The 19,794-nt window shown below is 70.4% G+C and carries 18 protein-coding genes; 7 read left to right on the forward strand and 11 right to left on the reverse strand.

Going from position 1 to position 19,794, the window contains the following annotated elements; translation table 11 throughout:
- Window positions 1-234 precede the first annotated feature (234 nt).
- From AB0M54_RS12090 to hemL, 8 genes are all read right to left on the reverse strand, one after another.
- Window positions 235-1,581 (reverse strand): extracellular solute-binding protein, encoded by a 1,347-nt coding sequence (locus AB0M54_RS12090; RefSeq protein ID WP_364470596.1) that lies wholly within the window; start codon window positions 1,579-1,581, stop codon window positions 235-237.
- Window positions 1,582-1,692: 111 nt separating this feature from the next.
- The gene (locus AB0M54_RS12095; protein WP_364470598.1) at window positions 1,693-2,670 is read right to left on the reverse strand and encodes a LacI family DNA-binding transcriptional regulator; all 978 of its coding nucleotides are present in this window, start codon (window positions 2,668-2,670) and stop codon (window positions 1,693-1,695) included.
- A gap of 54 nt (window positions 2,671-2,724) precedes the next feature.
- Window positions 2,725-3,678, reverse strand: coding sequence for a c-type cytochrome biogenesis protein CcsB (ccsB, locus tag AB0M54_RS12100; RefSeq protein WP_364322306.1), 954 nt, complete (start codon window positions 3,676-3,678; stop codon window positions 2,725-2,727).
- Window positions 3,678-5,192, reverse strand: a complete 1,515-nt coding sequence (locus tag AB0M54_RS12105; RefSeq protein WP_364470836.1) for a cytochrome c biogenesis protein ResB — start codon at window positions 5,190-5,192, stop codon at window positions 3,678-3,680. The genes ccsB and AB0M54_RS12105 overlap by 1 nt, the downstream gene beginning before the upstream one ends.
- 113 nt (window positions 5,193-5,305) lie before the next feature.
- On the reverse strand, window positions 5,306-6,109 hold the full coding sequence (locus AB0M54_RS12110) for a cytochrome c biogenesis protein CcdA (protein ID WP_364322304.1): 804 nt from the start codon (window positions 6,107-6,109) through the stop codon (window positions 5,306-5,308).
- Entirely contained in the window at window positions 6,109-6,663 is a 555-nt protein-coding gene (locus tag AB0M54_RS12115) for a TlpA disulfide reductase family protein (protein WP_364322302.1), read from the reverse strand. The genes AB0M54_RS12110 and AB0M54_RS12115 overlap by 1 nt, the downstream gene beginning before the upstream one ends.
- Before the next feature lie 3 nt (window positions 6,664-6,666).
- Entirely contained in the window at window positions 6,667-7,320 is a 654-nt protein-coding gene (locus AB0M54_RS12120) for a histidine phosphatase family protein (RefSeq protein ID WP_364322300.1), read from the reverse strand.
- Entirely contained in the window at window positions 7,317-8,669 is a 1,353-nt protein-coding gene (hemL, locus tag AB0M54_RS12125) for a glutamate-1-semialdehyde 2,1-aminomutase (protein ID WP_364322297.1), read from the reverse strand. The genes AB0M54_RS12120 and hemL overlap by 4 nt, the downstream gene beginning before the upstream one ends.
- A gap of 113 nt (window positions 8,670-8,782) precedes the next feature.
- Here hemL and AB0M54_RS12130 point away from each other — a divergent pair, with 113 nt between their 5' ends.
- The 4 genes from AB0M54_RS12130 to AB0M54_RS12145 all read left to right on the forward strand — a co-directional run bounded on the left by AB0M54_RS12130 (window position 8,783) and on the right by AB0M54_RS12145 (window position 10,479).
- A complete protein-coding gene (locus AB0M54_RS12130; RefSeq protein WP_364322295.1) occupies window positions 8,783-9,124 on the forward strand; it encodes an STAS domain-containing protein in 342 nt (113 codons plus the stop codon).
- Window positions 9,125-9,282: 158 nt separating this feature from the next.
- On the forward strand, window positions 9,283-9,663 hold the full coding sequence (locus tag AB0M54_RS12135) for a MerR family transcriptional regulator (protein ID WP_364470600.1): 381 nt from the start codon (window positions 9,283-9,285) through the stop codon (window positions 9,661-9,663).
- Window positions 9,645-9,992: a thioredoxin domain-containing protein gene (locus AB0M54_RS12140; RefSeq protein WP_364322291.1), complete on the forward strand. Its 348-nt coding sequence runs from the start codon at window positions 9,645-9,647 to the stop codon at window positions 9,990-9,992. Before AB0M54_RS12135 ends, AB0M54_RS12140 begins: the two co-directional genes overlap by 19 nt.
- Window positions 9,993-10,002: 10 nt before the next feature.
- Window positions 10,003-10,479 (forward strand): NUDIX domain-containing protein, encoded by a 477-nt coding sequence (locus tag AB0M54_RS12145; RefSeq protein ID WP_364322289.1) that lies wholly within the window; start codon window positions 10,003-10,005, stop codon window positions 10,477-10,479.
- Window positions 10,480-10,711: 232 nt separating this feature from the next.
- Here the strand turns inward: AB0M54_RS12145 and AB0M54_RS12150 are convergent, their stop codons facing one another.
- The 3 genes from AB0M54_RS12150 to AB0M54_RS12160 are packed head-to-tail and all read right to left on the reverse strand — an operon-like array spanning window position 10,712 to window position 16,397.
- A complete protein-coding gene (locus AB0M54_RS12150) occupies window positions 10,712-11,464 on the reverse strand; it encodes an arginase family protein (protein ID WP_364470602.1) in 753 nt (250 codons plus the stop codon).
- Window positions 11,464-12,012: a response regulator gene (locus AB0M54_RS12155; protein WP_364322285.1), complete on the reverse strand. Its 549-nt coding sequence runs from the start codon at window positions 12,010-12,012 to the stop codon at window positions 11,464-11,466. The genes AB0M54_RS12150 and AB0M54_RS12155 overlap by 1 nt, the downstream gene beginning before the upstream one ends.
- Window positions 12,013-12,014: 2 nt before the next feature.
- Window positions 12,015-16,397 carry a HAMP domain-containing protein gene (locus tag AB0M54_RS12160; RefSeq protein WP_364470604.1) on the reverse strand — a complete coding sequence of 1,461 codons (4,383 nt, stop codon included), beginning with the start codon at window positions 16,395-16,397 and terminating at the stop codon, window positions 12,015-12,017.
- A gap of 62 nt (window positions 16,398-16,459) precedes the next feature.
- Here AB0M54_RS12160 and AB0M54_RS12165 point away from each other — a divergent pair, with 62 nt between their 5' ends.
- The 3 genes from AB0M54_RS12165 to AB0M54_RS12175 are packed head-to-tail and all read left to right on the forward strand — an operon-like array spanning window position 16,460 to window position 19,791.
- Entirely contained in the window at window positions 16,460-18,532 is a 2,073-nt protein-coding gene (locus tag AB0M54_RS12165) for a SpoIIE family protein phosphatase (protein ID WP_364470606.1), read from the forward strand.
- Window positions 18,533-18,564: 32 nt separating this feature from the next.
- The gene (locus AB0M54_RS12170) at window positions 18,565-19,116 is read left to right on the forward strand and encodes a dihydrofolate reductase family protein (RefSeq protein ID WP_364470608.1); all 552 of its coding nucleotides are present in this window, start codon (window positions 18,565-18,567) and stop codon (window positions 19,114-19,116) included.
- 45 nt (window positions 19,117-19,161) lie between these two features.
- Window positions 19,162-19,791: a dihydrofolate reductase family protein gene (locus tag AB0M54_RS12175; RefSeq protein ID WP_364322277.1), complete on the forward strand. Its 630-nt coding sequence runs from the start codon at window positions 19,162-19,164 to the stop codon at window positions 19,789-19,791.
- Window positions 19,792-19,794 lie beyond the last annotated feature (3 nt).

A 19,794-nucleotide genomic window follows, 5' to 3' on the forward strand; every position in this document is an offset into this window, starting at 1 on the left:
CAACGGCTCTCTCGCCACCGCTCTGAGCGCCTATAGGCAACACCCCGCGACCACTCTGAGCAGGCGCAACGGCTCTCTCGCCACCGCTCTGAGCGCCTATAGGCAACACCCCGCGACCACTCTGAGCAGGCGCAACGGCTCTCTCGCCACCGCTCTGAGCGCGTATAGGCAACACCCCCGACGGCGCGGCGATCACGACCGCCGCCGCCACGGTGGCGGCGAGGAGGCTCGTCATCACGCCGCCCCCAGGATCTCGTTGACCTGCTTCTCGGCCGCGGCCAGCAACTGGTCGACGTCGGCGTTCCGGTCGGTCAGCACCTTCTGCATGGGCACGTCGAGGACGGCGTAGATCTGCTGCGCGAGCGGCGGTTCGAGCTTGAGCGGAATCTTCTCGACCGTGGCCGCGAACGGCGCGAAGTTCTCGGCCGGCACGTTGCCGAACCGCTTGCGGGCGGCCGTCAGCGCCTTGTCGGGTGCAGAGCCGGCCACCCAGAGGTTGGGCTGCGGCAGGCCGACCGGCTCCTTGTTGGCCGAGGCGCGCCGGGCAGTCTCGGTGATCCGGGCCGGGTCGAGGTTCTTGAAGTTGAGCCAGGCGAGCCCGGCCTTGATCTTGGCGGGGCTGAGCCCGGCCTTGAACAGGTAGCCGTCGCCGCCGCCCAGGGTGGCCCGGCCGTCCGGCATCGGGCCGAGCCCGAAGGTCGCGAAGTCGCCCTTGAACTGGTTGACGATGTTCACGATGTCGCTGCCGGTGCCCAGGTACATGCCGAGCTTGCCGCCGCCCATCAGGCGCAGCAGGTCGGAGTATTCGAGCAGTTGTTTCTCGCCCATCGACCGGTCGGTCCAGCGCAGGTCGCGGAGCTGCTGGAGGACCTGCCGGCCCTGGGGACCGTTGAAGGCGGCCGTCCAGGCGTCGCCCTGCTGGACCGCCACGTCGCCGCCGAGCGAGTACGTCTCCGCGGTGAAGTGCCAGCCCCCGGTGTTGGACTTGCTGTAGTCGCCGTACCCGGTCACGCCGTTGCCGAGGGCGGCCAACTTCTTGGCCGCCGCGCGTACCTCGGCCCAGGTCTTCGGGGGTTCGGCCGGGTCGAGGCCGGCCTTCTGGAACAGGACCCGGTTGTAGACCAGGCCCATCGAGTAGTTCTGCGACGGCAGGCCGTAGACCTTGCCCGCGTCGTCGGAGAAGACCCGCATCAGCTCGGGCCGGATGTTCTTCACCGCCGGCACGTCGCCGAGGTGCTCGCTGATGTCGGCGACCTGGCGCTTGCGGATCAGCGCCTGCGGGTCGGTGAAGTAGACGTAGAAGACGTCTTCCAGCTGGCCGCCGGCGAGCTTGGCCGAGAACGTCTGCGGGTCCATCATGCCCTCGCGGGCGTCGATCGTGATGGTCGGGAACTTCGCCTGGAACGCCTGCACGTCCTTCTGGAAGTTCGCCCGGTTGATCGGGTCGGTGTCCGGCGGCAGGCCGTTGACCACGATCGTCACCGGGGCGCCGGCTTCGGCCTGGTCGGCTGGGTCGTCGGTGGAGCACGCGCCGGCCAGGAGCACGGAGGCCGAGGCACTGAGGAATAGGCGTCGTCGCATGAGGGGGGTCCCTCCATCGGAGCGTTCGGTGGAAGCGCTGCGCACGCCGATGTTAGGACCGTCGATGTGATGTAGTCCATAGTTCTGTGCAAGAACTAGATACTTAGGGGCCTATTTGTTTGCACGAGACTGCAAGGGCGCGGTGCTGCCGCGGAGAACCAACTCCGGATCGAAGGTGATCTCATCGGTGACCAGCAGCCGCCCGTCCAGCTGGGCGACCAGCGACGACACCGCCGCGGTGGCCATCTCGCGGATCGGCTGGCGCAGCGTGGTCAGCGGCGGATCGGTCATGGCCATGAACGTCGAGTCGTCGAAGCCGACCACCGAGACGTCGGCCGGCACGTCCAGACCCTGGCGCCGGACCGCCCGGATCGCGCCCAGGGCGAGCGCGTCGCTGGCACAGACGATGCCGGTGACCTGCTGCTCCAGGAGCCGCCCGGCCGCCGCCCGGCCACCCTCGACGCTGAACACCGTGTGTTCCACCGGACCGGCGAACCCGGCCAGCTTGCGCATCGACGGCAGGTGACCCCACGGGCCGAGGACCAGCCCGATCCGCGAGTGGCCCAGGCCGGCCAGGTGGGCGACCGCCTGCCGGACCGCGGCCGCGTCGTCGATGCTGACCTGCGGCACGCCCAGGTTCTCGTCGGCCGCGTTGATCAGCACCATCGGCAGCTTGCGTTCGGTCAGCCGGCGCACCTGCTCCGGGCCGGCGTCGGCGAAGCTGCTGCCGACGAAGACGATGCCGCCGACCTGGGTCCTCAGCAGCATCTGGATGTAGTGCGCCTCGGACACCCCGTCGGAGGTGCGCGTGCACAGCACCGGGACCAGGCCGCGCCGCACCAGCGACACCCCGATCACGTCGGCGAACGCCGGGAAGACCGGGTTGGACAGGTCGGGCAGGACCAGGCCGACCAGCCGGGCCCGCTCGCCGCGCACCGGCCGGGGCCGGGGGAAACCGAAGACGTCCAGCGCGGTCAGCACGGTGTCGCGGGTGGCCTGGGCGACGCCCGGTTTGTCGTGCAGCACGCGGCTGACCGTCGCCTCGGACACCCCCGCGTACGCGGCAACGGCCGCGAGCCTGCTCGTCACGCGCTACAACTTACGCTTCATGCAAATCCTTGCAAGAAGTCATGCAAACAAGGGTCAGCCGGCGTTGGCGTACGAGTGCAGGCCCTCGAAGAACAGGTTGACGCCGAACAGGTTCATCAGCATCGTGGCGAAGCCGATCAGCGCGATCCAGGTGGCCGTGGTGCGCTTGACGCTCGGGGTCGCGCGGGCGTGCAGGTAACCGGCGTAGACGATCCAGGAGATGAACGCCCAGACCTCCTTCGGGTCCCAGCCCCAGTAGCGGCCCCAGGACGCCTCGGCCCACAGCGGACCGGCGATCAGGGCGCCGAACGTGAACAGCGGGAACGCGAACGCGTGCAGCCGGAAGGTGAGCCGCTCGAGCGTCTCGGCGGCCGGGACGCGCCGGCCCAGGGGGTACGGGAACCTCGTCCGGCCCTGGTCGTACCCCGACTTGATCAGGAACAGGGTGGCCGGCACCGCGCCGAACAGCAGGATGCCCGACGCCAGGATGATCGTCGAGACGTGGATGACGTACCAGTACGAGTTCAGGGCCGGGACCAGCGGGCCCACCGGGGTGTACGCGATCAGCCCGTTCGCGCCGAGCAGGACGACCATGGCCAGCGTCACGAACAGGCCCAGGTGCCGGATGGCCGGTCGCCGGCTGAGCACGCCCAGCCACACCACGGAGCCGACGAAGGACACCGACAGGATGAACTCGTACATGTTGCCCCAGGGCATCCGGTCGGCCGCGACCGAGCGGGTGACCAGGGTGCCGAGGTGGAGGGCCAGGGCCAGCGCGTTGACACCGACGCCGATCCGGCCGATCAGGGCGCCGCGGTCGGTGACCGCCTCGTCCTTCCACGCCTCGCGGGCGGTCACCGGCGGTCCGCCGGCGCCGACCAGTTCGCGGGCGGCCGCCCGGCCGATGTGGCTCCGGTTGCCGAAGGCGTACTCGGCGGCGAAGCAGACCATCGCGGCCAGGTAGGCCAGCACGGTGATCGCCATCAACTGGTTCGACAACTCCGCCATCACGCGGTCCCCTCGTCCCCTCGGGCGGCCTTCACGACACCCCGGAACTCGTCGGCGAAACCGGGATAGTCGGTACGTGGCAGGCCGCCGGCCTCCATCACGGTACGCCCGCCCGGGGCACCCTCGATGGCCAGGGGCGACATCCGGAAGAAGACCCGCCGGCGCCGCCCGTAGAGCGACGCCATCAGCCCGAGCAGGCCGAGGACCGCGCCGGCCAGCACGACCGGCAGGGTCGGATCGTCCCGGACGGCCAGCGTGGCGAACCGCTTGGTGCCGAGGAACTCCAGCTTCGTGCCGTCGTCCAGGGTCCAGGCCTGGCCCGGCTTCAGCTCGTGGGGCCGGCCGTCGCCGCTGACCCGCTTCAGCTTGCCGGTGGCGATCTGGCCGCGGTCCAGGGAGTACACCGATCCAGGCACGCCCGCGTCGACCCCGAGGTTCCCGCGGTACGCCGTGAGGAACAGCACCGGGTTGTTCTCGGCCGGGAACACCGACGTCGGCCGGTTGTCGTCACCCACCGTCGGCAGGTAGACGCCCTCGAAGCCGACCTGCAGGTTCTCGTCCCGCCGGTCGGTCTTCGGGTCGATGTTCACGTCCGGGAAGGTCGCGACGCCCTCGCTGGTGAACATGCCGTCGCGCGGCAGGAACGGCACCACCTTGGTCTGCTGCCGGCCGAACCGGTCGGTGTAGCGCAGCATCGGCGCGTACCCGTGGCCGATCAGGCTGACCGTGGCGCCCGAGAGCCGCAGCGGGTGGTTGACCCGGAAGTCGCGGGTGGTCTCCTTGCCGTCCTCGTCGACCAGCACGGTGGCGCCGAACGTCTTGGGCTGCCCGGTCGGCTGGAAGGTGACCGAGAACCTCTCCAGTTCCAGGCAGAACGTCGGAAGATCTTCCGGCCCGACGCGCGCCCCGAGCTTGGACTCGTCGTACTGCGTCACCGCGTTGCAGAAACCACGGTCCTTGCCCTCGACCAGGAGGCGGTTGCCGTGCCAGCCGTACCAGGCGCCGAACCCCACGCCGATCAGCACGGCCAGCAAAGCGACGTGGAACAGCAGGTTGCCGGTCTCCTTGAGGTAGCCCTTCTCGGCGCCGACCGTCCACACGCCGCCCTCATGCTCCCGGAGCCGGGCCCGCCAGAGCCGCTTGCGCAAGCTTTCCGCAACGGTTGCGGCGACGGCCGCGGGCTCACCGGCCTGGTCCGCCGCCGGGGCGTGTTGCGGCAGGCGGTCCAAACGCTTCGGAGCATCCGGGGGTACGGAGCGGAGCGCGCGAAAGTGTTCCAGCAGCCGCGGCGCCACGCAGCCGACCAGCGACGTGAACAGCAGAAGGTAGACCGCGGCGAACCAGACCGACGCGTACACGTCGAACATGCCCAGCCGGTCGAGGAACGGGGCGAGGTCGGGGTGGGCGCGGAAGTAGCCGGCCACCCGCTCGATGTTGACCGAGCGCTGCGGCAGCACCGAGCCCGGGATGGCCGCGATGGCGAGCAGGAAGAGCAGCACCAGCGCGGTACGCATGCTGGTCAGCTGGCGCCACGAGTTGCGCAGGAAGGCCCACACCGGGTTGGCCCGGCGCGGCGGCGGCGCGTCCTGGGCTGCCCGGTCCTGCACGGCGGTCCGTTGCTTGATGGTCACAGCAGCGTCCCGGCGTCGTAGTTGAACGTGGTCAGCAGCCAGATCAGGAAGCCGTTCCAGCCGCCGGTGACCAGCGCCAGCCCGACCAGGATGAGCAGGCCACCGCCGATCCGGGTGACCCAGCGGCTGTGGCGCCGCACCGCCTTGAACACCCCGATGAGCTTGCGGAAGAACAGCCCGAACAGCACGAACGGCACACCCAGGCCGAGGCTGTAGGCCAGCGCGAGCACCACCGCCCGGTCGGTCTGCCCGGTGGTGGTGGCCAGGCCCATCACCGCGCCCAGGGTCGGGCCGGTGCACGGCATCCAGGACAGCCCGAAGATCGCGCCGAACACCGGGGCGCCGGCCAGCCCGGCGTTCGGCAGCTTGTGGATCCGGAACTCGCGCTGCATTCCCGGGACCACGCCGAGGAAGGCCAGGCCGAGCACGATGATCAGCACACCGAGGACGATCTCGAGCTCGCGCTTGTGCTGGAGGGCCACACCGATGTTCGCGGCCAGGGTGGCCAGCAGCGTGAAGACGACCGAGAAGCCGAGCACGAAGAGGCTGGTCCCGGCGAGCACCCTGCCCTTCGTACGCACCGGGGTGGCCACCGCGACCGACCCGGAGTTCTGGGTGTCCGAGCGATCGTTGGTGTCCTCCAGATCAGAACCGGCCAGACCGGTCACATAGGACAGATAACCCGGCATCAGCGGCAGCACGCACGGCGACAGGAAGCTGACCAGGCCGGCGATGGCCGACACGGCGATCGCGAGGATCAGCGGGCCGCTGCCGGCGATGCCCGCGAAGGTCTCGCCCATCAGGGCGTCCTCTCGGCGGCCACCCGCTCGACCAGCGGCCGCAACTCGGTGACCACGGTGGCCCGGCGCAGCGCGACCGCGATCTTGCCCTCACGGTCGAGGATCAGCGTCTGCGGGGTGCTCACCTGGTTGACGTCGAACTTCAGCGCGACCTTGCCGTCCGGGTCGAAGACGCTGGGGTACGTGACCCGGCCCCGCTCGAAGTCCCGGGCCGCGTCACGGTCGTCGCGCGAGTTGACGCCGATGAACGAGACACCCTTGGCCTTGGTCGCCTGGAACGTCTGCTCCAGGTCGTCCGCCTCGGCGCGGCACGGGTTGCACCACGAGCCCCAGAAGTTGACCACCACGACTTTGCCGCGGTCGGCCGCCACGTCGTAGGTGCCGCCGTCCAGCAGCTCGCCGGTGACGTCCTCGACCTGGGGGCGCTGGCCGGCCGGGCACTCGATGACGCCCTGGGTGGTGACGCAGTCGTCGACCCAGCTGTCGCTGCCGCAGCCCGCCAGCGCGCCGCCGGCGAGGACGGCCGTGGTGAGCAGCGCAACGAGGCGGCGCATCGGTCAGGCCCCCTTGGCCGTCCGGGCGCCCGGGGACATGGCAACCAGATGGGCGGCGGGTTCGGAGTAGTCGATGCCGGCGATCTTGCTGCCCTCGAACCGGAACGTCGTCAGGCTGGCCAGGCCGCACTGGCGGCGGCGCGGGTCGTGCCAGAGGCGCTTGCGTTCCACGTACCGCCGGAGGGTCCAGATCGGCAGCTGATGTGAGACGCAGACCGCCTCGTGTCCCTCGGCCGCCACCCGCGCGGCCTGGACCGCCTCGAACATCCGCTTGGCGATGGCCAGGTAGGCCTCGCCCCAGGACGGGGTGATCGGGTCGCGCAGCACCCACCAGTTGCGCGGGTCGCGGAACGAACCGTCGCCCGGCGACACACCCTTGCCCTCGAAGTAGTTGGCGCTCTCGATCAGCCGCACATCGGTGGCGACGTCCAGCTTGTACTGAGCCGCGAAGGGTTCCGCGGTCTCCTGCGCGCGTTCCAGCGGGCTGGCCACGACATGGGTGACGTCGCGGTCCTTGAGCACCTCGGCGGCCGCCTTGGCCATCTGCACGCCCAGTTCCGACAGGTGGAAGCCGGGCAGCCGCCCGTACAGAATCTTGGTCGGGTTGTGCACCTCACCGTGGCGCAGCACATGGACGACGGTGGTGGACTCGCTCATCGACTCTCCCCCATGGCGGCCGCCGCGGCCCGGGCGGCGGGTGGCAACGCCTCCGCGATCGTCTCCAGCGCGGCCTCGTCCAGCGCCGCCGACACGAACCACGACTCGAAGGCGCTCGGCGGCAGGTAGACGCCCCGGGACAACATCTCGTGGAAGAACGCCTTGAACGCCCCGGCGTCCTGGGTCTTCGCCGTCTCGTAGTCGTGCACGTCGGCGCCGGTGAAGAAGATCGAGAACATGTTGCCCGCGTACGAGAGCCGGTGTGGCACCCCCGCGACGGTCAGCGCGTCGGACGCCAGCGCACCGACGGTCGCGGACAGCTCGTCGAGGCGCTTGTAGACGCCGTCGTCGGCCAGCCGCAGCGAGACCAGGCCGGCGGCGCAGGCCAGCGGGTTGCCCGAGAGCGTGCCGGCCTGGTAGACCGGGCCGGCCGGGGCCAGCCGGGACATGATCTCGGTGCGGCCGCCGAACGCCGCCGCCGGCAGACCGCCGCCCATCACCTTGCCGTACGTGTAGAGGTCGGCGTCCACCGGATCGAGGCCCTGCCAGCCGTTCCGGGTGACCCGGAAGCCGGTCATCACCTCGTCGACGATCAGCAGCGCGCCGTCGGCGTGGGCGATCTCGGCCAGCCGCTGGTTGAAGCCGTCACGCGGCGGCACCACGCCCATGTTGCCGGCCGCCGCCTCGGTGATCACCGCGGCGATCTGGCCCGGCCGCTCGGCGAACACCGCCTCGACCGCCGCGACGTCGTTGTACGGAACCACCACGGTGTCGGCCGCCGACGCACCGGTCACACCGGGCGAATCGGGCAGGCCCAGCGTGGCCACCCCGGACCCGGCCGCGACCAGCAGCGCGTCCACGTGACCGTGGTAGCAGCCGGCGAACTTCACGATCGTCGACCGGCCGGTGAAGCCGCGGGCCAGCCGGATCGCGGTCATCGTCGCCTCGGTGCCCGAGTTGACCAGCCGGACCTGGTCGATCGGCGTCCGGGCGACGATCTCGGCCGCCAGCTCGACCTCGCCCTCGGTGGGCGTACCGAAGCTGGTGCCCTTGGCCGCGGCGGCCTGGACCGCCGCGACCACCTCGGGATGGGCGTGGCCGTGGATCAGCGGCCCCCACGAGCAGACCAGGTCGACGTAGCGGCGGCCGTCGGCGTCGGTCAGCCACGAGCCCTTCCCCGATCGCATGAACCGGGGCGTGCCGCCGACCGCGCGGAACGCACGCACGGGTGAATTGACCCCGCCCGGCACGATGGCGCGGGCGCGGTCGAACAGGGCCTGGGAAACCGGGGCGTCCTCCGAGTAGGGGAACGGCTCGGCGCGGTATGAGGTGGTCACAGCGTCATCCATTCTGGCAGCGGCGTACGACGGAAGTGGCAAGAGGGTTGTTCATGTCACCTTGGGTGACCCGCGTGGGGCGCTCTCAACAGGAAGTCCGTGGCGGCTCGCGATAGGGTGAAGCGGTGGAGCGACCGGAGCTGTCCATCACGGTGCAGCGTGCCCCCGACGAGCTGACTTTCGTGCTCGCCGGTGAGATCGACGTGCTCACGGTGGCCAAGCTGAGCGCGCTGGTGAACGAGGAACTGGCCGACCCGCCCGCCCGGATGGTCCTCGACATGGCCGGTGTCACCTTCTGCGACAGCCAGGGCCTGGGCACCCTGGTGGTGCTCAGCCGCAAGGCCCAGCATGCACGCTCGGTGCTCAGCCTGGCCAACGTCGGCGACTTCCTGATGCGCGTGCTCGACATCACCGGCCTGCGTTCCGCCCTGATGATCAGCAGCGCTGTTCCGCCACTCCGGCCCTAATCGCGCGGGGAGATGTTCTGGGAGTGTCCGGGCGGTGGGTTGATGCGCTGAGTGCGCGGCCGCCCCGGTGGGGTCGCTTTGGGCCTTGCTTGGGCTCCCCTTTCTTTTCTTGGGGTTGTTATTGCCTTGACGTTGGTGTCACGGCATAACGTCGACGCATGCTGATCGGGGAGCTGGCCGCTCGGGCCGGGACGTCGGCCCGCACGCTGCGTTACTACGAGCAGCACGGGCTGGTGCGAGCGTCCCGGGACGCGCGCGGCTACCGCTGCTACGACGACGCCGAGTTGCGGGTGGTTGGCGAGATCCGGTCGTTGCTCGACTCCGGGTTCGCCCTGGACGACATCCGGCCCTTCGTCGCCTGCCTGCGCGCCGGCAACGAGGCCGGTCACGTCTGCCCCGACTCGGTGGCCGTGCTGCGCCGCAAACTGGCCGAGGTCGACGGGGTTCTCGATCAGCTCCACGTCGTCCGCGACCGGCTGCACACCCAGCTGGCCGAAGCAATCGAGGAGCGCACCATCCGATGCCAGATGACCTGCTGAAAGTCGTCACCGACGCCACCTTCGCGGACGAGGTGCTGCTCAGCACCACCCCGGTCCTGGTCGACTTCTGGGCCGAGTGGTGCCCGCCCTGCCGCCCCCTGGCCCGGACACTGGCCACCCTGGCCCCGTCGTTCGCGGGCCGCATCGTCTTCGCCAAGCTGAACTCCGACGAGAACCCGGAATCGACCCGCGCCTACCGCGTGATGTCCATGCCGACGCTCCTGCTCTTCCGGGCCGGCCGCCCGATCACCACGATCGTCGGCGCCCGTCCCGCGGCCTACCTGCGCGCCAAACTCACCGAGGCCGTCGAGCCCTACGCCAACCACTAACGTTGGCCGGGTGTATGCCCGCCGATCCGCTCGTGTGCTGCTCGTCGACGGCCACGACCGGTTGCTGCTGCTCGGCAACCGGTTCTCGCACGGCGAGGTGTGGCTGACGCCCGGCGGCGGCAAGGGCCGGTTCGAGCCGCTGGCCAAGGCGGCCGCGCGCGAGCTGTTCGAAGAGGTCGGCCTGACCGTCGACCGGCGCGACCTGGGTGCGCCGGTCGCGTTCACCTCCGGGTACGCCGACCTGAGCTTCGCCAAGGGCACGTTCCGCGACGACTTCTTCTTCCACCGCGTCGACCACCACGACATCGACACCAGCCGCATGGAGGACCTGGAGCGCGGCTTCCACACCGGCCACCGCTGGTGGAGCCTCCCCGAACTCCGCTCCGCGACCGAGACCATCTACCCGTTCGGCCTGCCACCCCTGCTGACCGACCTGCTGGCCGGCCGCCGCCCCACCACCCCGGTCCAACTCCCCTGGCACCACTAGCGAGCTTCCAGCGTGGAGGTCCCGCCGGCCGCCGTTCGTGGCAGTGGTAGGCCCTGACGGCATTCCGGGCCGCAACGCCGCGCTGCTCTACCACCGTTCGTGGCAGTGGTAGGCCCTGACGGCGCCGCCGGTCCCCACACCGCTCGCGTCCCTTACCGCACCACCCGTTAGCCAGAGGGAGCCGGCGACGGTGAGGACGAGCATCAGCGCAGACCGCCGCCCGGAAAGCTCTCTAGAACGCGCGGGTCAGGTCCTCGATGAGGGCGGCTCGGGTCTGTTGGACGGCCGGGTCGGAGGTGGGGTGCCAGGGGCAGGCGATGTCGAGGGCGACCACGCGGTTGGTGTCGACGATGCGGCGGACCGCGTGCAGGACGTCGGCGGCGGCCGGGCCGTCGGGGGCCTCGAAGAGCAGGCCGGGCAGTTCGCCGGGGTCGATCACGTCGAGGTCGACGTGGACGATCAGCGGGCCCTCGGGGAGTTTCGCCACGTCCAGGTCGGTCACGCCGGTGCGGAGGATCGCGCTGGTGCGGAGGAACTCGGCCTCGGCGGGATCGAGGTCGCGGGCGTCGACCAGGACGCTGCGGGCCTCGGCGACCGGGCGTACGCCCAGCGGGGTGGCCAGGCGGTCGGCGTGGGCGCCCTGGAGCAGGCGCAGGGACAGGCCGCCCAGGTAGCCGGAGGTGCTCGTCTCCAGGGTGTGGACGTCGCCGTGGGCGTCGAACCAGATCACCGCCGGGTCGTGGCCGGCCCGCTGGGCGCCGGCCAACGTGGCCATCGCGACCAGGCAGTCGCCGGAGAGCACGATGGTGTCGCCGTCGGCCTTGATCTCGGCGGCGATCGCGTCGGCGGCCGTGTCGTGCAGGGCGACCAGGCGGGACCAGAGGTCGCCCTGGGGCAGCTCGGGGGTGATCGCCGAGACGGCCGCGGTCACCGGCAGCAGGTCGTCGGCCAGGCGGTGGTCCTGGTGGTACGGAACGAGGATCATCAGTGGCCCCAGCGCGCCTTCTCCAGCAGTTCCAGGGCCTCGACGGCGGCGTTGTCGCCGTTCGCGCGCAGCACCCGGGCGGCCTCGTCGACCGTCTCGGTCAGTTTCTGCCACTGCGCGTCCCGCTCGCGGGTCGCCTCGCCCTGGGCCTTGAGCTGCTGGGTCTTGGTCCACAGCTCGACGAAGATGGACACCTTGGCCCGCAGCACCCACGGGTCGAACGGCTTGGTCAGGTAGTCGACCGCGCCCACCGCGTACCCGCGCAGGGCCAGCTGGGCGTCCCGGTCGGCCGCGGTCAGGAAGAGGATCGGCACGTGCCGGGTGCGTTCCCGCCGCTTGATGTGGCTGGCCGTCTCGAAACCGTCCATGTTGGGCATCTGGGCGTCCAGCAGGATCACCGCGAAGTCGTCGGTGAGCAGCTGTTTCAGTGCCGCCTCACCGCTCTCCACGGCCACCGCCGTCACCGGCAGGCCCTGCAGGATGGCCTCCAGGGCGAGCAGGTTGTCCCGCCGGTCGTCCACCAGCAGCGCTTTGGCCCGGTCAGCCACGCTCAGCCACGCTCCGTCTCGGTCTTGTCGGCGTTGACCCAGCGGGCCATCAGCTCGATCAGCTCATCCAGGTCGACCGGTTTGGTGATGTAGTCGCTGGCGCCGGCGGCCAGCGCCGACTCCCGGTCGCCGGGCATCGCCTTCGCGGTCAGGAAGACTACCGGCAGGTCGCGGAAGCGCTGGTTGCGCCGGATCCCGCGGGTCGTCTCGTAGCCGTCCTGGTCGGGCATCATCGCGTCCATCAGCACGATGTCCACCTCGGGGTGTTCGGCCAGCTTGCGGACGCCGTCCACGCCGTTGTCGGCGTAGAGCACGTTCAGCCCGTGCATCTCCAGCGCGCTGGTCAGGGCGAAGACGTTGCGTACGTCGTCGTCCACGATCAGCACGGTCGCGCCGTCGAGCTGGCGGCTGGCCGGGGTGACCACGTGCTTGTCCTCCGGCCGCGAGTTGATCAACGGGAAGTCGAAGGTCGGCGGCGAGGTGCGGGGCGGGGTCACCGCGGCCGGTGGCGGCAGGAGCGGCGCGGGCATGGCATCGGGTACGAACGAGTCGGGCATGAACAGCGTGAAGGTGGAGCCCTCGTTCGGCACCGACTGGACCACGATCTCGCCGCCCAGCAGCGCGGCCAGTTCCCGGCTGATCGACAGCCCGAGCCCGGTGCCGCCGTACTTGCGGCTGGTCGTGCCGTCGGCCTGCTGGAACGCCTCGAAGATCAGGCTGAGCTTCTCGTCCGAGATGCCGATGCCGGTGTCGGTGACCGCGAACGCGACCACCTGACCGGCCTGGCGCAGCGACGGCATGTCGAAGTCGGTGCCCGCCTCGGCCGCCGTGATGCTCAGCGTGACCAGGCCGTTGTCGGTGAACTTGACCGCGTTCGCGAGCAGGTTGCGGAGGATCTGCTGGAGCCGCTGCGAGTCGGTGACCAGCACCGCGGGCAGGTCGGTGGCCAGGTCGACCCGGAACTCGAGGCCCTTCTCGTCGGCCTGCGGGCGGAACGCCTGCTCGACGTAGCTGCGCAGGCCCTCCAGGTCGACCTGGTCGGGTTCCACGTCCATCCGGCCGGCCTCGATCTTGGACAGGTCGAGGACGTCGTCGATCAGGGACAGCAGGTCGGAACCGGCGCTGTGGATCGTACGGGCGAATTCGATCTGCTTCTCGGTGAGGTTGGCGTCGGGGTTGTCGGCGAGCAGGCGGGCCAGCAGGAGCAGCGAGTTCAGCGGGGTCCGCAGCTCGTGGCTCATGTTGGCGAGGAACTCGTTCTTGTAGGCCGACGTACGCGTGAGCTGTTGGGCCTTCTCCTCCAGGCCGAGCCGGGCCAGTTCGATCTCGCGGTTCTTGGTCTCGATGTTGGCCTTCTGGTCGCTCAGCAGCTTGGCCTTGTCCTCCAGTTCGGCGTTGGTGCGCTGGAGCTCGGCCGACTGGTCCTGCATCTCCCGGGCCAGCCGCTGGGACTGGGAGAGCAGCTCCTCGGTGCGCCGGTTGGCCTGGATGGTGTTGAGCGCGACGCCGATGCTGGCGACCAGCCGCTCGAGGAAGGTGAGGTGCAGGCCGGAGAACGCCGCCACCGACGCGAACTCGATCACGCCGAGCATCTCGCCCTCGAACACCACCGGCAGCACGACCAGGTCGTTCGGCGGCATCGACATCAGCCCGGACCGCATGGTCAGCACGCCGTCGTGCGTCGCGCGGACCCGGATGGTCCGCCGGCTGACCGCGGCCTGGCCGACCAGGCCCTCGCCGGGCCCGAACGTCACCTCGTGGTTGCGGGCCACGTAGCCGTACGAGGCGGCCAGCCGCAGGCGCATCACCGCCTGCTCGTTGTCGACCAGAAAGAACGCGCCGAGCTGGGCGTCCACCAGCGGCGTGACCTCGGTCATGATCATCCGGCAGACCTCGCCGGGGTCGCGCTGGCCCTGCAGCAGACCGCCGATGCGGGCCAGGTTGGAGTCGAGCCAGCCCTGCTCCGCGTTGGTCTTGGTGGTGTCGCGGAGCGTGACGATCATCTGGTTGATGTTGTCCTTGAGCTCGGCGACCTCGCCCTGCGCCTCGACCGACACGCTCTGGGTCAGGTCGCCGCGGGTCACCGCGGTGGACACCTCGGCGATCGCACGCAGCTGGATGGTCAGCGTGGCGGCGAGCTGGTTGACGTTGTCGGTGAGGTCTTGCCAGGTGCCCGAAACACCCTTGACCTGGGCCTGACCGCCGAGCTTGCCCTCGATGCCGACCTCCCGGCCGACCCGGGTGACCTCGGTGGCGAACGAGCTGAGCTGGTCGACCATCGTGTTGACGGTCTCCTTCAGCTCGGCGATCTCGCCCTTGGCGTCGACCGTGATCTTCTGGCTCAGGTCGCCCTTGGCCACCGCGGTGGTGACCGAGGCGATGTTGCGCACCTGGGCGGTCAGGTTGGAGGCCATGTAGTTCACGTTGTCGGTGAGGTCGCGCCAGGTGCCGGCCACGCCACGGACCTGGGCCTGACCGCCGAGCTTGCCCTCCGAACCGACCTCGCGGGCCACCCGGGTGACCTCGTCGGCGAACGAGCTGAGCTGGTCGACCATCGTGTTCACGGTGTTCTTCAGCTCGAGGATCTCGCCCTGCGCGTCGACCGTGATCTTCTGCGACAGGTCACCCTTCGCGACCGCCGTGGACACCTGGGCGATGTTGCGCACCTGGGCGGTCAGGTTGGTCGCCATGTAGTTCACGTTGTTGGTCAGGTCGCGCCAGGTGCCGGCCACGCCGCGGACCTGGGCCTGACCGCCCAGCTTGCCCTCGGAACCCACCTCGCGGGCCACCCGCGTGACCTCGTCGGCGAACGACGACAGCTGGTCGACCATCGTGTTGACGGTGGACTTCAGCTCGAGGATCTCGCCGCGGGCGTCGACCGTGATCTTCTGGCCCAGATCGCCCTTCGCCACCGCGGTGGTGACCGAGGCGATGTTCCGCACCTGGTTGGTCAGGTTGGTCGCCATGTAGTTCACGTTGTCGGTGAGGTCGCGCCACGTACCCGCGACGCCCTTGACCTGGGCCTGACCGCCCAGCTTGCCCTCCGAACCCACCTCACGGGCCACCCGGGTGACCTCGTCGGCGAACGACGACAGCTGGTCGACCATGGTGTTCACGGTGTCCTTCAGCTCGGCGATCTCGCCGCGCGCGTCGACCGTGATCTTCTGGCTCAGGTCGCCCTTGGCCACCGCGGTGGACACCTGGGCGATGTTCCGCACCTGGTCGGTGAGGTTGTTGGCGAGCTGGTTGACGCTCTCGGTGAGGTTGCGCCAGGTGCCGGAGACGCCGCGGACCTGGGCCTGGCCGCCCAGCTTGCCCTCGGTGCCGACCTCGCGGGCGACCCGGGTCACCTCGTCGGCGAACGACGACAGCTGGTCGACCATCGTGTTGACGGTGTCCTTGAGCTCGAGGATCTCGCCCTGCGCGGCCACCGTGATCTTCTGGGACAGGTCGCCGGTGGCCACCGCGGTCGACACCTGGGCGATGTTGCGGACCTGGCTGGTCAGGTTGGAGGCCATCGAGTTGACCGAGTCGGTGAGGTCCTTCCAGGTGCCGGCCACGTTCGGCACCTGGGCCTGGCCGCCCAGCTTGCCCTCGGTGCCCACCTCGCGGGCCACCCGGGTCACCTGCTCGGCGAACAGGCGCAGCGTGTCGGTCAGCCCGTTCATCGTGTCGGACAGCGCGGCCACCTCGCCGCGGGCCGAGACGGTGATCCGCTGGGTCAGGTCGCCGCGGGCCATCGCGGTGGCCACCTGCGAGATCGACCGCACCTGGTGGGTCAGGTTGGAGGCCATCGTGTTCACCGAGTCGGTGAGGTCCTTCCAGGTGCCGGCCACGCCGCGGACGTCGGCCTGGCCGCCCAGCTCACCCTCGGTGCCCACCTCGCGGGCGACCCGGGTCACCTCGTCGGCGAACGACGACAGCTGGTCCACCATCGTGTTCACGGTTCGCCCGATTCGCAGGAATTCACCCCGGAGGGGTCGCCCGTCCATCTCGAGTGCCATGTGCTGGGACAGGTCGCCGTCGGCCACGGCCACGATCACCCGGGAGATCTCGGTGGTCGGCCGGCCCAGGTCGTCGATCAGCGAGTTCACCGAGCGCACCGAGTCGGCCCACGCTCCGTCGAGCCCCTCCTCGTCGAGGCGTTCGGTCAGCCGCCCGTCCCGGCCGACGATTCGGCTGATCTTGCGTACCTCCAGCGTCTGCCGCTCCTGAAGCGACACGACCTCGTTGAACGCATCAGCCACCTCGCCCGCGGTGCCGGACCATCGCGGCAGGCGTACCTTGAGATCGCCACGGCGCACCCGCCGCAGCGCCTCAGCCAGTTCGCCGAGCAGAGCGCCGTCGTCGGGCGCGCCGACGCTGACCTGTTTGGCCGCAGTCATGCTGTCCTCACTCGCTGTCCACCGACATAGGGTGCTTCATCATCCCTCGCCCGAGCGGGTCAATGCGAGACACAGCTTTGTGCATCGAGCCGGGATCAGGAGAGGATGCTGACGTGTCGGTTGAAGCGGGCGCCGTGAGCGCGCTGGTCCGCCGGGTCCGGTTGCCCAACGACCGGCGCACGCCTGCCGCCGCCCGCGCCCTGGTCCGCTCGGTGCTCGAGGAAGCCGGTCTGGATGCGCTGCTCAACGAGGCTCTGTTGCTCACCACCGAGCTTTCCACGAACGCGGTGGTGCACGCCAACACCGAGCTCGACATCGAGGTCACGGCCGATAACGAAGGCCTGACCGTCACCGTCACCGACTTCGCGCCGGGCCCGGTCGAGCAGCTCGCGGTCGGCCCGCGCAACGAGACCGTGGACATCGGCGAGGTTGCGGAGCGTGGCCGCGGGCTGCTGCTGGTCGACCATTTCGCCAGCCGTTGGGGCACTGTTCACGAGGGCACCGGCAAGGGTGTCTGGTTCCGGCTCGAGGCCAGGGCCGGCGGTACGGCGGTGGCCACGGCCGTTCCCACTGGTGCCGCGCCCGAGGCCGACCTGCCCAGCGTCGGCGCGCTCGCCACGCTGCTGGAGGTCCGGCCCGAGCGCAGCACCGAGGAGGGTCTCGCCGACTTCGCCCTCGAGCTGCTCTCCCGCCTGGCCCGGCTGACCGGCGCGGCCGGCGGCGTGGTGCGCCTCGACCGCGGCGACGGCACCGGACGCCAGATCATGGCCCGCTACGGTCGCGCGCCCCGGGACGACGCGGCCACCATCCGGGTCGGGCTCACCGTGCAGCGGCCGTACGCCGGCGAGCTCGAGCTGGATGCCTCCCCCGACGGGTACGGGCGCCCGCTCGCCGAGATCGTCGCCGAGCGCCTCGCGCTGCACCTGGAGAACGACCGGCTGCGCCGCGCCGACCTGCGCCGGCAGACCTGGCTGACCTTCCTGGCCGAGGCCAGCGAGCTGCTCGCCCAGTCGCTCGACGTCAACCTCACGATGGCCCTGATCCCCCAGCTGGTGGTGCCCCGGCTGGGCCAGTGGTGCGCGGTGCACACCACCGACGCCTGGGGCCGGCTCCAGCTGGCCGCGGCCACCCACGCCGACGAGGCGGCGGTCGCCCAGCTGCACGCCACCCTGGCCGAGACCGGTACCGACTCGATCGTGGCCCGGCTCGAGGAGGCGTCCCGGCTCGGCACGCAGGTGATGTTCGGCACGCCCGCCGAGGGCTTCGCGGTGCCGCTGGTGGCCCGGGGCCAGCGCCTCGGCACGCTGGCGATCGGCCGCCACCTGACCCACCGGCACGACGCCGACGAGGTCGCGGTGCTCGAGGACGTGGCCCGCCGGGCGGCCCTGGCCATCGACAACGCCCGCATCCACGACGAACGGCGCAAGGTCGCGCGTACGCTTCAGGCCTCGCTCCTGCCCCCGGCCCTGCCACACGTCGACGGCGTCGGGTTCGCCGCCGAGTACGTGCCCACCGGCAGCGAGGTGGGCGGCGACTTCTACGACGTGGTGGCGTCGGAGAACGGCTGGGTGGTGGTGGTCGGCGACGTCTCCGGCAAGGGCGTGCAGGCGGCCACGGTGACCGGCCTGGTCCGCGACGTGATCCGGATCCTGGTCGACGACGGCAAGCCGATGACCGAGATCCTCTGCCGGGTCAACCGCACGCTGGTGCAGCGGGGCGGCGGCCGGTACTGCACGCTGGCGATGGCCACGGTGGTCCAGGAGAAGGACGGCACCCTCTCGGTCTGCCTGCACCTGGCCGGCCACGATCGGGCGGTGCTGGTACGGGCCGACGGCAAGACGTCGTTCGTGGGCGAGGGCGGCACGGCGCTCGGGCTGCTCGAGACGATCTCGTCGCCGGACGCGCAGATCACCCTCGATCCGGGCGACTCGCTGATCTTCTACACCGACGGGGTGACCGAGCGGCGGCGCGGGCGCGAGCTGTTCGGCACGGCCCGGCTGCGCGAGGCGGCGGCGCCGCTGGCCGGCTACCCGGCCGACGTGATGGCCGCCCGGCTGCGCTCCACCACGATCAACTACTCGGTCGAGGAGCCGCGCGACGACATCGCGATCCTGGTCCTGCGCAACGACGCCTGAAACTGTCGTACGCCGGTGGCAGGCTCGTCGGCATGCCGAAGACCTCGTACTACACCGCGACCACGCTCGACGGCTACATCGCCGACGCCGACAACTCGCTGCAATGGCTCTTCGAGGCCGACTCCGGCGACAACTCGGAGTTCGCCGACTTCTTCGCCTCGGTCGGCGCCTTCGCGATGGGCCGCACCACCTGGGAGTGGGTCATCGATCACGAAGACCTGCGCGCCGATCCGGGCAAATGGCACGGCTACTACGGTGACGTCCCGGCCTGGGTGTTCAGCAACCGCCCGCTCGAGCCGGTGCCCGGCGTCGACGCCCGGTTCGTCCGGGGTGATGTGCGCCCGGTGCACGCCGAGATGACCGCCGCCGCGGCCGGGAAGGACATCTGGCTGGTCGGCGGTGGTGAGCTGGTCGGGCAGTTCGCCGACGCCGGGTTGCTCGACGAGTTGATCGTCGGCGTCGCCCCGGTCACGCTCGGCGGCGGCGCTCCGCTGCTCCCCCGCCGCCTCGAGTCGTCCCGGCTGACGCTGACCGGGGCGCGGCAGGTGCATCAGTTCGCCTATCTGACGTACGCGGTCAGTTAGACGTTTCGGCCGTATTTGTCCGCTGCGGGTGGCATCGTGATCGTCGTGAAGACGCAGTACTACACCGCGACGAGCATCGACGGATACATCGCCGACTCGGACAATTCGCTCGACTGGCTGTTCGAGGTCGACGAGGGCACGGACAACCCGTTCGGCGCGTTCTTCGCCGGGGTGGGCGCCTTCGCGATGGGCGCCACCACCTACGAGTGGATCCTGGCCAACGACAACCTGCTCGACGAGCCCCAGAACTGGCACGACATGTACGGCGGCGTGCCGTGCTGGGTCTTCACCCACCGTGACCTGCCGCCGGTGCCGGACGCCAACATCTTCTTCATCAGCGGCGACGTGAAGCGCGTCCACGAGGCCATGGTGGTCGCCGCCCAGGGCAAGAATGTTTGGCTCGTGGGTGGCGGCGACCTGGTGGGCGAGTTCGCCGACCAGGGGCTGCTCGACGAGATCATCCTGGGCGTGGCGCCGGTCACCCTGGGCGCCGGGGCGCCGCTGCTCCCCCGCCACCTGTCGGCCCACCAGCTCGCGCTCACCCAGGTCGCCCAGATGGGCCAGTTCGCCTATCTCAGCTATGCCGTCGGCTCGCTGGCCGACTTCGGCCGCCACAAGGCCGCCGAGGTCCTGAGCAGCCACGACCCGTCCGAGCCGGCCGCGATCATCCGTTAGAGC

Source organism: Actinoplanes sp. NPDC051470, assembly GCF_040682035.1.
Classification (GTDB): Bacteria; Actinomycetota; Actinomycetes; order Mycobacteriales; family Micromonosporaceae; genus Actinoplanes.

Coding starts and splice junctions, on each gene's coding strand:
- AB0M54_RS12105 (WP_364470836.1), bottom strand. CDS start 5,192: ATGCGTACCGCGCTGGTGCTGCTCTTCCTGCTCGCCATCGCGGCCATC.
- ccsB (WP_364322306.1), bottom strand. CDS start 3,678: ATGGCGGAGTTGTCGAACCAGTTGATGGCGATCACCGTGCTGGCCTAC.
- AB0M54_RS12150 (WP_364470602.1), bottom strand. CDS start 11,464: ATGATCCTCGTTCCGTACCACCAGGACCACCGCCTGGCCGACGACCTG.
- AB0M54_RS12120 (WP_364322300.1), bottom strand. CDS start 7,320: ATGAGCGAGTCCACCACCGTCGTCCATGTGCTGCGCCACGGTGAGGTG.
- AB0M54_RS12165 (WP_364470606.1), top strand. CDS start 16,460: ATGCGAGACACAGCTTTGTGCATCGAGCCGGGATCAGGAGAGGATGCT.
- AB0M54_RS12140 (WP_364322291.1), top strand. CDS start 9,645: ATGCCAGATGACCTGCTGAAAGTCGTCACCGACGCCACCTTCGCGGAC.
- AB0M54_RS12110 (WP_364322304.1), bottom strand. CDS start 6,109: ATGGGCGAGACCTTCGCGGGCATCGCCGGCAGCGGCCCGCTGATCCTC.
- AB0M54_RS12170 (WP_364470608.1), top strand. CDS start 18,565: ATGCCGAAGACCTCGTACTACACCGCGACCACGCTCGACGGCTACATC.
- hemL (WP_364322297.1), bottom strand. CDS start 8,669: ATGGATGACGCTGTGACCACCTCATACCGCGCCGAGCCGTTCCCCTAC.
- AB0M54_RS12160 (WP_364470604.1), bottom strand. CDS start 16,397: ATGACTGCGGCCAAACAGGTCAGCGTCGGCGCGCCCGACGACGGCGCT.
- AB0M54_RS12135 (WP_364470600.1), top strand. CDS start 9,283: ATGCTGATCGGGGAGCTGGCCGCTCGGGCCGGGACGTCGGCCCGCACG.
- AB0M54_RS12090 (WP_364470596.1), bottom strand. CDS start 1,581: ATGCGACGACGCCTATTCCTCAGTGCCTCGGCCTCCGTGCTCCTGGCC.
- AB0M54_RS12115 (WP_364322302.1), bottom strand. CDS start 6,663: ATGCGCCGCCTCGTTGCGCTGCTCACCACGGCCGTCCTCGCCGGCGGC.